The sequence below is a fragment of the Bradyrhizobium sp. LTSP857 genome (genome assembly GCF_000938285.1).
Classification (GTDB): Bacteria; Pseudomonadota; Alphaproteobacteria; order Rhizobiales; family Xanthobacteraceae; genus Bradyrhizobium.
Window position 1 is genome coordinate 68,208 of sequence record NZ_JYMS01000035.1, and the last position, 14,230, is coordinate 82,437.

11 protein-coding genes are annotated in these 14,230 nt (G+C 64.4%); 7 read left to right on the forward strand and 4 right to left on the reverse strand.

What is annotated here, in order from left to right; genetic code table 11:
• The first annotated feature begins 46 nt into the window (after positions 1–46).
• From UP06_RS22665 to UP06_RS22695, 7 genes are all read left to right on the forward strand, one after another.
• Positions 47–1,201 (forward strand): iron-containing alcohol dehydrogenase, encoded by a 1,155-nt coding sequence (locus tag UP06_RS22665; protein ID WP_045005878.1) that lies wholly within the window; start codon positions 47–49, stop codon positions 1,199–1,201.
• 18 nt (positions 1,202–1,219) lie between these two features.
• Positions 1,220–2,770, forward strand: a complete 1,551-nt coding sequence (locus UP06_RS22670; protein WP_045005879.1) for an AMP-binding protein — start codon at positions 1,220–1,222, stop codon at positions 2,768–2,770.
• 254 nt (positions 2,771–3,024) lie between these two features.
• Positions 3,025–4,623, forward strand: coding sequence for an ABC transporter substrate-binding protein (locus UP06_RS22675; protein ID WP_045005880.1), 1,599 nt, complete (start codon positions 3,025–3,027; stop codon positions 4,621–4,623).
• 29 nt (positions 4,624–4,652) lie between these two features.
• Complete coding sequence (locus UP06_RS22680; RefSeq protein ID WP_045005881.1) at positions 4,653–5,600, forward strand: ABC transporter permease; 948 nt, start codon at positions 4,653–4,655, stop codon at positions 5,598–5,600.
• 9 nt (positions 5,601–5,609) lie between these two features.
• Positions 5,610–6,503 (forward strand): ABC transporter permease, encoded by an 894-nt coding sequence (locus UP06_RS22685; protein WP_045005882.1) that lies wholly within the window; start codon positions 5,610–5,612, stop codon positions 6,501–6,503.
• Positions 6,503–7,510 carry an ABC transporter ATP-binding protein gene (locus tag UP06_RS22690; protein WP_045005883.1) on the forward strand — a complete coding sequence of 336 codons (1,008 nt, stop codon included), beginning with the start codon at positions 6,503–6,505 and terminating at the stop codon, positions 7,508–7,510. The genes UP06_RS22685 and UP06_RS22690 overlap by 1 nt, the downstream gene beginning before the upstream one ends.
• Entirely contained in the window at positions 7,507–8,493 is a 987-nt protein-coding gene (locus UP06_RS22695; protein WP_045005884.1) for an ABC transporter ATP-binding protein, read from the forward strand. Before UP06_RS22690 ends, UP06_RS22695 begins: the two co-directional genes overlap by 4 nt.
• A gap of 139 nt (positions 8,494–8,632) precedes the next feature.
• Here the strand turns inward: UP06_RS22695 and UP06_RS22700 are convergent, their stop codons facing one another.
• From UP06_RS22700 to UP06_RS22715, 4 genes are all read right to left on the reverse strand, one after another.
• Positions 8,633–10,609, reverse strand: a complete 1,977-nt coding sequence (locus UP06_RS22700; protein ID WP_045005886.1) for an acetyl-CoA carboxylase biotin carboxylase subunit — start codon at positions 10,607–10,609, stop codon at positions 8,633–8,635.
• Complete coding sequence (locus tag UP06_RS22705) at positions 10,606–12,222, reverse strand: acyl-CoA carboxylase subunit beta (RefSeq protein WP_045005888.1); 1,617 nt, start codon at positions 12,220–12,222, stop codon at positions 10,606–10,608. Before UP06_RS22705 ends, UP06_RS22700 begins: the two co-directional genes overlap by 4 nt.
• Positions 12,223–12,320: 98 nt before the next feature.
• A complete protein-coding gene (locus tag UP06_RS22710) occupies positions 12,321–13,187 on the reverse strand; it encodes a beta-keto acid cleavage family enzyme (protein ID WP_045005889.1) in 867 nt (288 codons plus the stop codon).
• Between the two features lie 199 nt (positions 13,188–13,386).
• Positions 13,387–14,187: a helix-turn-helix domain-containing protein gene (locus UP06_RS22715; protein ID WP_045005890.1), complete on the reverse strand. Its 801-nt coding sequence runs from the start codon at positions 14,185–14,187 to the stop codon at positions 13,387–13,389.
• Between the last annotated feature and the right edge of the window lie 43 nt (positions 14,188–14,230).

Consider the following 14,230-nt stretch of genomic DNA (forward strand, 5'->3'; position numbering starts at 1 on the left):
TAGATTACCCTCACAAAAACAAGGCGAATTGTCCGGGAGGACAGGCGTGCATCAGGGACGTGTCGTTTATGGCGCGATCGAGGAGGTTGTGTTCGGCCATCCTGCGGCCGAGGCCGTTGTCGCGCAGATGGACCGGCTGGGAACGCGCCGCGCCTTCCTAATGGTGTCCGGCACGCTGAACCGGCAGACCGATGAAATCGCAAAAATCAGGGAAGTGCTGGGCGCGCGCTGCGCGGGCCTGTTCGACGCCATGCCGGCACACACGCCGCGCGAGGCGGTGATCGCGGCGACCAATGCGGCACGCGAGGCGGGTGCCGATCTGATCGTCACGGTGGGCGGCGGCTCGACCACCGACGGCGCCAAGGCGGTGCAGCTCTGCCTTGCCAACGGCATCGATGATATCGACGGCATCGAACGCATCCGCGTGCACAAGGGCGTTGCCCCCGAGATGACCGCGCCGACCGTTCGCCAGATCAGCGTGCCGACCACGATCGCCGGCGGCGAGTTCAGCGCGATCGCAGGCGTGACCAACCGCCGCAGCCATGTGAAGGAGATGCTGCGGCATCCGCTGACCGTGCCGCGCGCGACCATCCTCGATCCCGCCATCACCCTGCACACGCCGGAATGGTTATTTCTTTCGACTGGTATCCGCGCGCTGGACCATTGCGTCGAGGCGATCTGCTCGCGCGAGACTCACCCCTACGCCGACGCGCAGTCGGTGAAGGGCCTCGCCATGCTCGCCGACGCGCTGCCGCGGGTGAAAGCCGACGCTGCCGATCTCGACGCGCGGATGGATGCGCAGATCGGCACCTGGCTGTCGATGGGCGCGCTCGCGGCCGGAGTACCGATGGGCGCGAGCCACGGTATCGGCTACGTGCTGGGCGCGGCGTTCGACGTGCCGCACGGCTACACCTCCTGCATCATGCTGCCGGCGGTGATGCGCTGGAATGCACGCGACAATGCCGAGCGCCAGATGATCGTCGCCGCCGCGATGGGCTTTCCCGGCCACAACGCCGCCGACGTGCTCGATGCCTTCATCCGCTCGCTCGGCATGCCGCGCAGCCTTGCCGATGTCCGCGTCTCGCCGGAGCACTTCGACGCCATAGCCGAGCAGGCCATGCGCACGCCCTGGGTGCCGCGCAACCCGCGCAAGATCGACGGTCCCGCGCAGGTGCGCGAAATCCTGCTTCTCGCCGCATAATCCAGAGCCGGAGGACTGATGTACCCAGGTCAGCATGCCCGTCTACGCCCGCTGCAACCCGCCTTCATCATGGCTGCGACCGGCGAGACCGTCACCTATCGCGAGCTCGATGCGCGCAGCAACCGGCTGGCGCATCTGTTTCGCAAGCACGGCTTGAAGCGGCTCGACCATTATTCGATCTTCATGGAGAACAATTCCCGCTATCTCGAAGCCTGCGGCGCCGGCGAGCGGTCCGGACTGTACTACACCTGCATCAATTCCTACCTCACTGCGGGCGAGCTCGCCTATCTCCTCGTCAACAGCCAATCGAAAATCCTGATTACGTCAGTGGCGAAGCTCGATATCGCGCGCGAGGCGATCACGGCTTGCCCCGACGTCAAGCTCTGCATCGTCGCTGACGGCCCGGGCGAGAACGATCGCATCGTTGGGCTTGCGGATGTGACCGCCGATCTGCCGAAGACACCGATTGCGGACGAGTGGCTCGGCACCTCCATGCTCTATTCCTCGGGCACGACGGGTCGTCCCAAAGGGATTATTCGGCCGCTTCCGGAGGAGCCGCCAAAGCACAATCTGGCGCTGTTCGACTTCCTCACAAAGCTCTGGCACTACCGCGAAGGCATGGTCTATCTGTCGCCAGCCCCGCTCTACCACTCCGCGCCGCAAGCCGCTGTGAACCTTACGATCCGCATGGGCGGCACCGCGATCATCATGGAGAATTTCGATCCCGAGCGTTACCTCCAGCTCGTCGGGCAGTGGGGCATCACCCACACGCAGCTCGTGCCGACGATGTTCTCGCGGATGCTGAAACTGCCGGAGGAGGTGCGCCACCGCTACGATTTGTCCTCGCTCGAGATCGCCATCCATGCCGCAGCCCCCTGCCCTGCGCTGGTGAAGGACGACATCATCAAATGGTGGGGCCCGATCATCCACGAATATTACGGCGCGACCGAAGGCCTCGGCTTCACGGCCTGCAACAGCGAGGAATGGCTCGCGCATCGCGGCACCGTCGGCAAAGTGCTGCTCGGCGACCTCCATATTCTCGATGAGGACATGAGGCCGTGCCCGACCGGCACGCCGGGCCAGGTGTGGTTCAAGACGGGATCGCCATTCGAATATTTCAACGACCCGGAGAAGACCAAGGAGGCGCGCTCGGCCGACGGCAGCATGAGCACCGTCGGCGATGTCGGCTATATCGACGAGGACAGCTTCCTCTATCTCACCGATCGCGCGACCTTCATGATCATCTCCGGCGGCGTGAACATCTATCCGCAGGAATGCGAGAATTTGCTGATCACCCACCCGAAGGTTGCGGATGCGGCGGTGTTCGGCGTGCCCAATCCCGATCTCGGCGAAGAAGTGAAGGCGGTGGTGCAGCCGATGCCCGGCGTGGCGCCGGGGCCTACGCTCGCCGAAGAGCTGATCGCCTTCTGCGGGGCGTCGCTGTCGCGGCAAAAGGTGCCGCGCTCGGTGGATTTCGAAAAGGAATTGCCAAGGCTGCCGACGGGAAAGCTGTACAAGCGGCTGCTGCGGGACCGATATTGGGGGAATAAGACGTCGCGGATTGTGTGAGGGGTTGGCAAACTCGCGCCCCACACTCGCAATACCGAACGGCTTTCTTCGCCAAACTCCTCCCTGGGGTTATGGGTCCCGGCCTTCGCCGGGACGACGGTGGAGTTTGAGGCCACTCCCCTGCGGCCATCCGTCATCCGAATTGTCGAGATGGCAAGCGGCCTTGCTGGTTGCCTCACCGCGCACGCGTCGCTATCGTCCTGACAAACCGGCCACAAAAGGCCTAAAAGACTAATGTCCAGGGAGGACTGAGGATGCGGAGCGTACGGGCGCTCGCCGCGATGGCGGCGCTATCTATGCTGGCGTTTTCGACCACAACATTCGCCGGCGAGCCCAAGCAGGCCGGCATTTTGCGGATGTATCACCGCGACAGCCCTGGCAACGCCTCGATCCATGAAGGCGCGACCTACTCGCTCAATGTTCCCTTCATGCCGGTGTTCAACAATCTCGTCATCTACAAGCAGGACGAGGCCCAGAACACGATGGACAACATCGTCCCCGAGCTCGCCGAGAGCTGGGCCTGGGTCAACGACAACAAGACGCTGACCTTCAAGCTGCGCCAGGGCGTCAAATGGCATGACGATAAGCCATTCACCTCGGCGGACGTGAAGTGCACCTTCGACATGCTGATGGGCAAGTCGCAGCAAAAGTTCCGGCAGAACCCGCGAAAATCCTGGTACGATCAGGTCAACGACGTCTCGACCAATGGCGATCTCGAGGTCTCCTTCAATCTGAAGCGGCCGCAGCCCTCGCTGCTGGCGCTGCTGGCCTCGGGCTACACGCCGGTCTATCCCTGCCACGTCTCGCCCGGCGACATGCGCACCCATCCGATCGGCACCGGTCCGTTCAAATTCGTCGAGTTCAAGGCCAATGAATCGATCAAGCTGACCCGCAATACCGACTATTGGCGCAAGGGACGCCCCTATCTCGACGGCATCGAGTTTACCATCATCCCGAACCGCTCGACCGCGATCCTCGCCTTCGTCGCCGGCAAGTTCGACATGACCTTCCCGACCGAGGTGAGCGTTCCGCTGCTGAAAGACGTCAAATCGCAGGCGCCCAATGCGATCTGCGAGGTCGAACCCAACAATGTCGCGACCAACATCATCGTCAATTCAAGCGCGCCGCCATTCGACAACATCGACATCCGCCGCGCCATGGCAATGTCACTCGACCGCAAGGCCTTCATCTCGATCATGTTCGAGGGCCAGGGCGACGTCGGCGGCACCATGCTGCCGCCACCGAACGGGCTGTGGGGCATGCCGAAGGAGATGCTCGAGAGCATTCCGGGCTACGGCCCGGATGTGAATGCGAACCGCGAGGAAGCCAAGAAGCTGATGCAGAAGGCCGGCTACGGACCCGACAAGCATCTCGCCGTCAAGGTCTCGACCCGCAACATTCCGGTCTATCGCGATCCCGCGGTGATCCTGATCGACCAGCTCAAGAGCATCTATATCGACGGCGAGCTCGACGTGGTCGAGACCGCCAACTGGTTCCCAAAGGTCGCGCGCAAGGACTACATGCTCGGGCTCAACCTGACCGGCAACGCCGTCGACGATCCCGACCAGTCCTTCTACGAGAATTATTCCTGCGGCTCCGAGCGCAACTATACCAATTACTGCAACAAGGAGATCGAGAAGCTGTTCGACGTGCAGTCGCAGGAGACCGATATCGCCAAGCGCAAGAAGCTGGTGTGGGACATCGACAAGAAATTGCAGGAGGACGTCGCCCGCCCGATCATCTTCCATGCGCGAACCGGCACCTGCTGGCAGCCCTATGTCAAAGGCGTGACTGTGATGACGAACAGCTCGTATAATGGGTACCGGTACGAAGACGTTTGGATGGACAAGTAGCGCACGAACGGCTCGGCGGGAGGGCGCGAATGTTTGCCTATCTGGTGCGGCGCCTGTTCCTGATGCTCGTGACCCTGTTCGGGATCTCGATCGTCATCTTCTTCCTGTTGCGGATCGTGCCCGGCAACATCGTCGATATCCTGTTCGCCGCCGCCGGCTATGTCGACCCCGCCGATAAAGCCACTCTGGAGAAGGAGCTCGGCATCGACCAGCCGCTGGTGGTGCAATATTGGCACTGGATCAGCGGCTTTCTGCGTGGCGATTTCGGCTACTCCTACGTCTCCGAGAAGCCGGCGCTTCAGGAGATTTTGCCGCGGATTCCGATCACGGCGCGGCTAGCGGGCCTCGCATTGCTGTTTTCGGCGTCGATCGGCATTCCGCTCGGCGTCATCAGCGCAGTGAAACAAGGCACGCGGCTCGACTATGCGTTGCGCGTGGTGAGCCTGTCCGGCCTGTCGCTGCCGTCATTCTGGCTGGGGCTGCTGGTCCTCACCGCATCGGTGGCGATGTTCGGCGAGATGCCGCTGTTCAATCCGAACCCGCAGAGCTTTGGCGAGGCGCTTGCGACCTATTGCATCCCGGCGATGGTGGTCGGGTTCCGCAGTTCGGCGCTGACCATGCGCATCACCCGCTCCTCGATGCTGGAGGTGCTGCGGCAGGACTATATCCGCACCGCGCGCGCCAAAGGCGCCTCCGATGCGGCCGTGAACTATCAGCACGCGCTCAAAAACGCGATTCTGCCCGTGATCACTGTGATCGGCATCGAGGCGGCATTTTTGATCGGGGGCCTGATCGTCACGGAGACCGTGTTCAATATCCCCGGCGTTGCGCGCTTCCTGGTCGAGGCGATCCGCTGGCGCGACTATCCAATCGTGCAGAACCTGGTGATGCTGATTGCCGTCGTGGTGGTGAGCGCGAATTTCATCGTCGACATGCTGTACGCGGTGTTCGATCCACGCATCCGGTACACCGATTAGGAGACCTATTTGGCCGCGATCGACTATGAGGTTGAGCTGAGACGCGCCGGGGCACACGCCACCGGTGGCTGGCGGCGGGTGCTGTTTCTGGCGCAGCGGCATGTGCTCGGCGCGGTCGGGCTCATTATCATGATCGCGTTCGTGTTCACCGCGATCTTCGCGGACTTCATCGCGCGCTATGATCCCCTGACGATCGACGCCGCCCGCGCACTGGCTCGCCCGAGCCTGACGCACTGGATGGGCACGGACTCCTTCGGCCGCGACGTCTTCAGCCGCATCATCCACGGCGCGCGGATCTCGCTTGCGGTGGGAATCGGCTCGACCACGCTCGGCGGCACCATCGGCGTCATCGTTGGGCTGACCTCCGGCTATCTCTCGGGCTGGGTCGACCTGGTGTTCCAGCGCGTCTCCGACGTCCTCCAGGCGCTACCGTTGCTGGTGCTGGCCCTGATCATGACGGCGGCACTCGGTCCGTCCCTGCCGAACGTCATCATCGCCATCGCCATTCCTCTGATCCCGACCGTGTCACGCGTCATCCGCGCCAACACGCTGGCGCTGCGCGAACTGCCCTTCATCGAGGCCGCCAAGTCGATCGGCATGAGCGAGACGCGGATTGCGCTGCGCCACGTGCTGCCGAACACACTGGCGCCGCTGATCGTGCTCGCCACCGCCCAGCTCGGCTCGACTATTCTCACGGAAGCCTCGCTCTCCTTCCTAGGGCTCGGCATTCCCGAGCCCTACCCCTCGTGGGGCCGCATGCTGTCGGAATCCGCGGCCGAATACGTCCGCACCGCGCCTTGGCTCGTGATTTTTCCGGGCATCGCCATCAGCCTCGCCGTGTTCGGCGCCAATCTGTTCGGTGACGCCTTGCGCGACATCCTCGACCCGAGGCAGCGCGGCTGATGACGAACACATCCGATCTCGTGCTCGAGGTAAAGAACCTCAAAACGGTGTTCTTCACCAATTCGGGGCTGTTCAAGGCGGTCGACGACATCTCGTTCACCGTGAAGCGCGGCGAAACGCTGGCAATCGTCGGCGAGTCCGGTTGCGGCAAGAGCGTCACGGCGCTGTCCCTGATGCGGCTGGTGCCCGATCCGCCCGGCCGCATCGTCGGCGGCTCGATCACGCTCGAAGGCACCGATCTGCTGGCGCTGGACGAAGCAGGAATGCGCGCAATCCGGGGCGATCGCATCTCCATGATCTTCCAGGAGCCGATGACCTCGCTCAACCCGGTGATGCGGATCGGCGATCAGATCAGCGAGGCCGTGCGGCTGCATCGGACCGTCTCGACCAGGGAGGCAGGCGAGATCGCGGTCGAGATGCTGCGCCTGGTGCGCATCCCCGAACCGGCACGTCGCGCGCGGGAATATCCACATCAACTCTCGGGCGGCATGCGCCAGCGCGCGATGATCGCGATGGCGCTGGCCTGCCGGCCGGCACTTCTGATCGCGGACGAGCCGACCACCGCGCTTGATGTCACCATCCAGGCGCAGATTTTGGCGCTGATCCTCGATCTCCAGAAGGAGCTCGGCACCGGCCTCGTGCTGATCACGCATGATCTCGGTGTCGTCGCCCAGACCGCGCAGCGCGTGATCGTGATGTATGCGGGCAAGAAGGTCGAGGAAGCCAGCGTCGAGGCGTTGTTCGCCGCACCAAAACATCCCTACACGCGCGGGCTGATGGCCTCGATTCCCACCGTGCCGGCATCCGGTGTCCCCGCGCAGGCGCGGCTGAATGAAATTCCCGGCACCGTGCCGTCGCTGGTTCGGCTGCCGCCGGGCTGCGCCTTCGCGCCGCGCTGCAAGCTCGCGATCAAGCGTTGTGAGGCCGAGTATCCGCCGCTCGCAGATTGGGGCGGTGGCCATCTCGCCGCATGCTGGCGCGCGGAAGAAGTGGCGGAGGTGGCATGACCGGGGCGTTGCTCGAAGTCACCGATCTCATGAAGCATTATCCCGTGCGCGCCGGCGTGCTGCGCCGGCAGGTCGGCACCGTGCATGCGGTGGACGGTGTCTCCTTCTCGGTTGGTGTCGGAGAAACACTAGGCCTCGTCGGCGAATCCGGTTGCGGAAAATCGACGGTGGCGCGCAGCGTGCTGCGGCTGGTCGAGCCGACCTCGGGGCAGATCCGCCTCGACGGTGAGGACATCACCCACCTCTCCAAGACCGCGCTGCGCCCGCATCGCCGTTCGATGCAGATCGTGTTCCAGGACCCGTTCGCCTCGCTCAACCCGCGCATGACCGCAGGCGACATCGTCGGTGAGCCGCTGGCCGTGCATGGGCTCGCGACCGGCAAGGCGCTGGTGGCACGCACCGCACAACTGTTCGAGCAGGTGGGCTTACGGCCCGACCAGATGCGCAATTTTCCGCATCAATTCTCCGGCGGCCAGCGCCAGCGCATCTGCATCGCGCGCGCACTCGCGCTCGGGCCGCGGCTGATCGTGTGCGACGAGCCGGTCTCCGCGCTCGACGTCTCGATCCAGGCGCAGGTGATCAACCTGCTAATCGATTTGCAACGGCAGCACGGCTTCTCCTATCTCTTCATCGCGCACGACCTCGCAGTGGTCGCCCATATCAGCCACCGTGTCGCCGTGATGTATCTCGGCCGCATCGTCGAGATCGCCGACAAGGACGAGCTGTTCCGCAACCCGCGGCATCCCTACACGCAGGCGCTGCTGGCCTCAGTGCCGGTTGCGAACCCGCTTGCGAAGAAGCTTGCGCCACTTGTCGACGGCGATGTGCCGAGCCCGGTCAATCCGCCGCCGGGCTGCGCGTTTCACACGCGCTGCCGGTTTGCGGTGGAGCAGTGCAAGACGGAGCGGCCGGCGCTGGTGGAGGCCGGTGATGGGCACCAGGTGGCGTGTTTGTTGAATGAGGGGACGGGGCGGAGCCAGTGACGTCGTCCCGGCGAAGGCCGGGACCCATAACCACTGGATCGAGTTTGGCGAAGACTCGGAGTTGTCAGCTCGCATCATAACCTCTCCCGGTGGTTATGGGTCCCGGCCTTCGCCGGGACGACGAGCTGAGTTTGAGGCGCTAACCCGCCCCAATCTCCGCCACGATCCTCCCCGTCGTCACCTGCTCGCCTTCGGCAACGTCGATCGCCGCGACCACGCCGTCGATGCCGGCCTTGTGGACATGCTCCATCTTCATCGCTTCGAGCGTCAACACCGGCTGGCCGGCGGTGACACGGTCGCCCGGCTTGACCAGGACAGCGACGACGCGGCCGTTCATGGCGGCGCGGACTTTGCCGTCGCCGCCGTTGGTGGCGGCAGCCTTCGGTGCTGTGAGGGTGAGATCCGTGACCGCAAGCGGGATGCCGCGATGCCCGAGATAGAGCCGGTCGCCGTCGCGCAGGAATTTTGCGTTGTCCATCACGCCATCGTGGCGGAAGCGAACGGCTTCGGCATCGAGCTGGTCGATATCGAACTTGTCCTGCCGGCCGTCGGAAGCCACGACGTAGCTGCCGCCGCGTTCGCGCGTGACTTCGAGCTCATGCGTGTGACCGGCGATCTCGATTTTCGTCGGCAGCGGGAACGTTGCCGCGAGACTCCGCCCGCTGCGCCATGACGGCGCGAGAGGATTGGTGATGTAAAGCAACAGCCCCGCCAGCGCCGTGGCGAACGCGGCGTCCGTTCGCGGCGCCAGCAACTCGTCGCGATGCGTGCCGATGAACGCTGTCGTCGCCTCGCCCCGGGCAAAACCGGGATGGCGCAGGCAGGACATCAGGAACGCCTGATTGGTCGTCACGCCGAACGCCGTGAGCTGCTCGAGGCCGACGATCAGCCGCCCCCGCGCCTCCTCGCGCGTCGCGCCGTGGTTGATGACCTTGGCGATCATGGAATCGTAGAACGGCGGGATCTCCGTGCCCGATTGCAGCGCGTGCTCAACGCGGATGCCGTCCGGTACCTGCCAGCGCGCCATGCGGCCGGACTGCGGCATGAAATCCTGCGCGGCATCCTCGGAGCACAGTCGCACCTCGATGGCGTGGCCTGAGAATTTGATGTCCTGCTGCTTCACCGGCAACGGCTCGCCGCGCGCAACGCGCAGCTGCAATTCGACGAGGTCGAGCCCGGTGATGGCCTCGGTCACGGGATGCTCGACCTGGAGGCGCGTGTTCATCTCCATGAAATAGAACGCGCCGCTTTCATCGAGCAGGAATTCCAGCGTGCCGGCGCCCTCGTAACGCAGCGCCTTGACCGCGGCGACGGCGACCTCGCCCATCTTTGCGCGCAGCTCCGGCGTCACCGCAGGCGATGGCGCTTCCTCGATCAGCTTCTGGTGCCGACGCTGCACCGAGCAGTCGCGCTCACCGAGATGGATGGCATTGCCGTGGCTGTCGCCGAACACCTGGATCTCGATATGGCGCGGATTCTGGATGGCGCGTTCGAGGATCACGGTCGGATCGCCGAACGCGGCCTTAGCCTCGGAGCGCGCGCTGCGCAGAGCATCGGGGAACGACGCGGCGTCGGTGACGAGCCGCATGCCGCGGCCACCGCCGCCGGCAACCGCCTTGATCATCACGGGGAAGCCGATCTTCCTGGCCTCCGCGTGCATCACCTCGTCGCTTTGGTCGGCGCCCTGATAGCCGGGCACGCAGGGCACGCCGGCCTTCTTCATGATTTCCTTGGCGCCCGCCTTGTTGCCCATCGCCTCGATCGCCTGCGGCGACGGGCCGATGAAAACGAGGCCGGCGTCCTTGCAGGCCTGCGCAAAATCCTCGTTCTCGGCGAGGAAGCCGTAGCCGGGATGCACGGCATCTGCACCGCTGGCATTAGCGGCAGCAATGATCGCGGCGATGTTGAGATAGGATTGCGCCGGCAAAGCTTCGCCGATGCGCACGGACTGATCTGCCTGCTTCACGTGGAGCGCGTCGCGATCGGCATCCGAATAGACCGCGACGACGCCGAGGCCGAGCTGACGCGAACTGCGCATCACACGCAGTGCGATCTCGCCGCGATTGGCAACCAAAACCTTGAAGAACGGCCGATGCTGCACTGATCCGTTCCTCATGGGCGGGCCACCGAGAACTGCATGCGCTGCGGCGTACGTCCGTCACCCTCGCGGCAGATCGCGAGCACTTCAGACAGGACCGCGCGGGTATCGCGCGGATCGATCACGCCGTCGTCGAGCACGCGGGCGCTGGTCGAGAACACGTCCATCTGGCCGTCGAACACGCCGATGATCTGCGCCTTCATGGCCTCGAGCTTCTCCTTCTCGACCGGCTTGCCGCGTCGCGCGGCGGCGGCCTCGGTCACGATCGCCATGGTCTCGGCGGCCTGCTCGCCGCCCATCACGGCGGTCTTGGCGTTGGGCCAGGAGAAGCAGAAGCGCGGATGGAAGCCGCGGCCACACATGCCGTAATTGCCGGCACCGAACGAGGCGCCGCAATAGATCGTGATCTGCGGTACCGTCGCCGAGGTCACGGCCTGGATCATCTTCGAGCCGTGCTTGATCATGCCGGCTTCTTCGTAAGATTTTCCGACCATATAGCCGGTGGTGTTGTTGAGATAGAGCAGCGGCGTGCGGGTCTGGCAGCAGGCCTGGATGAAATGCGTCGCCTTGTTGGCGCCGGCCGGATCGAGCGGACCGTTGTTGGTGATGATGCCGATGGCCTGACCCTCGATGCGGGCATGGCCGCAGACGGTGGCCGGGCCGTAATTCGGCGCCATCTCGGTGAAATCGGAATCATCGACGATGCGCGCAATCACCTGCTTCATGTCGACGGGCCGCTTGTGATCCATCGGCATGATGCCGAGCAGCTCGTCCTGGTCGTAACGCGGCGGCTTGAATTGTACAGCCACCCTGTCCGGCCGCTGCCATTCCAGCGCCGCCATGATCTCACGCGCGATGCGCAGCGCATCGCGGTCGTCTTCGGCAAGATAATCGCCGAGGCCGGACACCTGCGTGTGCATCTCGGCGCCACCGAGCTCCTCCTCGGTCGCGATCTCACCGGTCGCCGCCTTCAGCAGCGGCGGCCCGGCAAGGAAGGCACGGGTGCGGCCGCGCACCATGATGATGTAGTCGGAGAGGCCGGTCTGGTAGGCGCCGCCTGCAGTCGACGAACCATGCGTGACGGTGACGACGGGAAGGCCTGCCGCCGAAAGACGCGCGAGATTACGAAAGATGTTGCCGCCGCGAACGAAATCCTCGACGCGGTAGCGCAGCAGGTTCGCGCCGGCGCTTTCGACGAGCTGCACGTAAGGCAGCTTGTTCTCCAGCGCGAGCTCCTGCACGCGCAGCGTCTTGTCGATGCCATAGGGCTGGAGCGCGCCGGCATCGATGCCGGCGTCGTTGGCGCTGACCATGCAGCGGATACCCGACACGAAGCCGATGCCGGCGATGACGCCGCCGCCGGGCACGCTCTTGTTCGCATCCGGCACGTCGAACATGTAGCCGGCGAGCGTCGACAGCTCGATGAAGGGCGCACCGGGATCCAGCACCAGCGCGACACGCTCGCGCGGCAGTAGCTGGCCACGCTTGTGGAAGCGATCCTTTGCTGCGGCGGATGCCGCGCGCGTGCGCTCTTCCAGCGCGCGCATGCGGTCGATCAGCGAGAGCATACCGTCGCGGTTGGCGTGGTAGGCCGCGCTGCCGGGGGAAATGGTGTTGTCGAGAATGGACATAATTTGATCCTGCTCGTCATTGCGAGGAGCGACTTGTCCGCCGTAGCTCGAAGAGCGAAGGCGGAAGCGACGAAGCAATGACGGGTGAGGCGATACCCTTACCGATTCGTCCCGAAGATCATGCGCGCCTCGGCGGGGCTGGCGATCTCGCGGCCGGCGCGACGGGCGCAGGCGGCAATGGCCTCGATCAACTGGCCGTTCGACGTCACCTTCTTGCCATCGGCGAGATAGAAGGCGTCCTCGAGGCCGGTGCGCAGATGGCCACCGAGCTCGGCGCAGCGCTGGTGCAGCGGCCAGATCTCCTCGCGGCCGATCGCGGTGACCTGAAAATGCGCCTCGGGACGCTTCAGCTTGATCAGGATCGGCAGCAGGTCGGGATCCGACGGCATGCCGGACGCCACGCCCATTACGAAATTATATTCGAGCGGGCCTTTGTACATCCCGACCTGATGGTACATGCCGACGCAACGGACGATGCCGACGTCGAAACATTCGAACTCGGGGATGGTGCCGACCGCGTTCATGACGTCGAGATAGTCCTTCACTTTCTCGACCGCATTGTCGAACATCATCGGCGGCCAGGCCCAGCTGTTGTCGGCCTTCACCTTCAGATAGTTCAGCGAGCCGGCGTTGCAGGCGGCTATCTCGGGTTTGGTCTCGCGGATGCAATCGAGCGCGCCGCTGTAGTTGGGACCTGAGACACCCGAGGTGTGGTTGATGATCACGCCGGGGCAGGCTTCGCGGATCGCCTGCTGGATCTCTTTGCTGACGCTGACCTCCCAGGACGGCAGATGCCCCTTATTCGGCGCCTGCTGGCGCAGATGGATGTGCATGATGCTGGCGCCCGCATCGAACGCGGCCCTGGCCTCGCGTGCCATCTGCTCCGGCGTAACCGGCACGTTGTGCTGCTTGGGGTCGGTGAGCACGCCGTTCAGCGCGCAGGTGATGACGGCCTTGTCGCTCATGACCTAAATGTCTCGCACGTTGAGAATTCAACGCTTGCGATCATGTGACGCGCGGCATGTGGCTTCTTGCGCGGAGAAGCTAGCTAAACGCGAGCTGTCGTAGGGTGGGCAAAGGCGCGCTTGCGCCGTGCCCACCGTGTCTCGACGCTCCGGGAAAACGGTGGGCACGCTTCGCTTTGCCCACCCTACGAGACCGTCCCTAGCTCGCCTCAGCCAGCCTCACCGTCTCGGTGCTGCGGTAGATCGCAAGGTCCCGCGAACCGACGAAGATCGCGCGCGGCTTCAGGCCATAGAAGCGGCGGATCGAATGGCTGAAATGGGTGGAGTCGGGATAGCCGATGTCCTGAGCCAGATGCGCGAGGTTGAGGTCCTGGTTGGCGAAGTGCAGCAGATGGCGCGCGCGCTTCCAGGCGCGGAAGGAACGGAACGAGATGCCGGTCTCCTCCTTGAACAGGTGCAGGAAGCGCGAGGCCGAGAGCCCTGCCTCGGCCGCGCATGTATCCGCCGTCACGGGCTCACCCGTGAAGCGACCAATGCGGGCGACGGCGCGCATCACGCGGGGGTCGAGCACGCGGCGCGGCAGCGCCTCGCCAAAACACATCTCGTCGAATTCGGCGGTCGTGATGTCGTTATAGCGGCGCTGGCGCAGCAGCGCGTAAGCGGCGAGAATTTTGCGGGCATAGGCGGCCCTGTCGGGTCCGGTCAACCGCTCGGCCAAGGCCTCGATCACGCCGTCCGACATGCTTTCCGGCTCAAGCGTCACGCTGATTGCGGTGCGGTAGTCGCTGGCAATGGAGTGCCGCTGGTTCGGCAGGGTGACGAACAGCTCGCCTTTGGCGAACGCGTCGTCGAGCGTCAGATGCAGGCTGCCTTTCACCGCGACATAGACGTGGCAGCAACCGGGGATCCGCTTGCGGGGGCGGCCGAGCAGGCCGGCATAAAACACCCGTTCCGGCGTGATCAGCATCAAATGGTCGGATTCGCGACCCAGATCTTCCATTGGCGGTCCTCCTCGCGCGGCTCTCTGGCCGCTGCGGACGGGG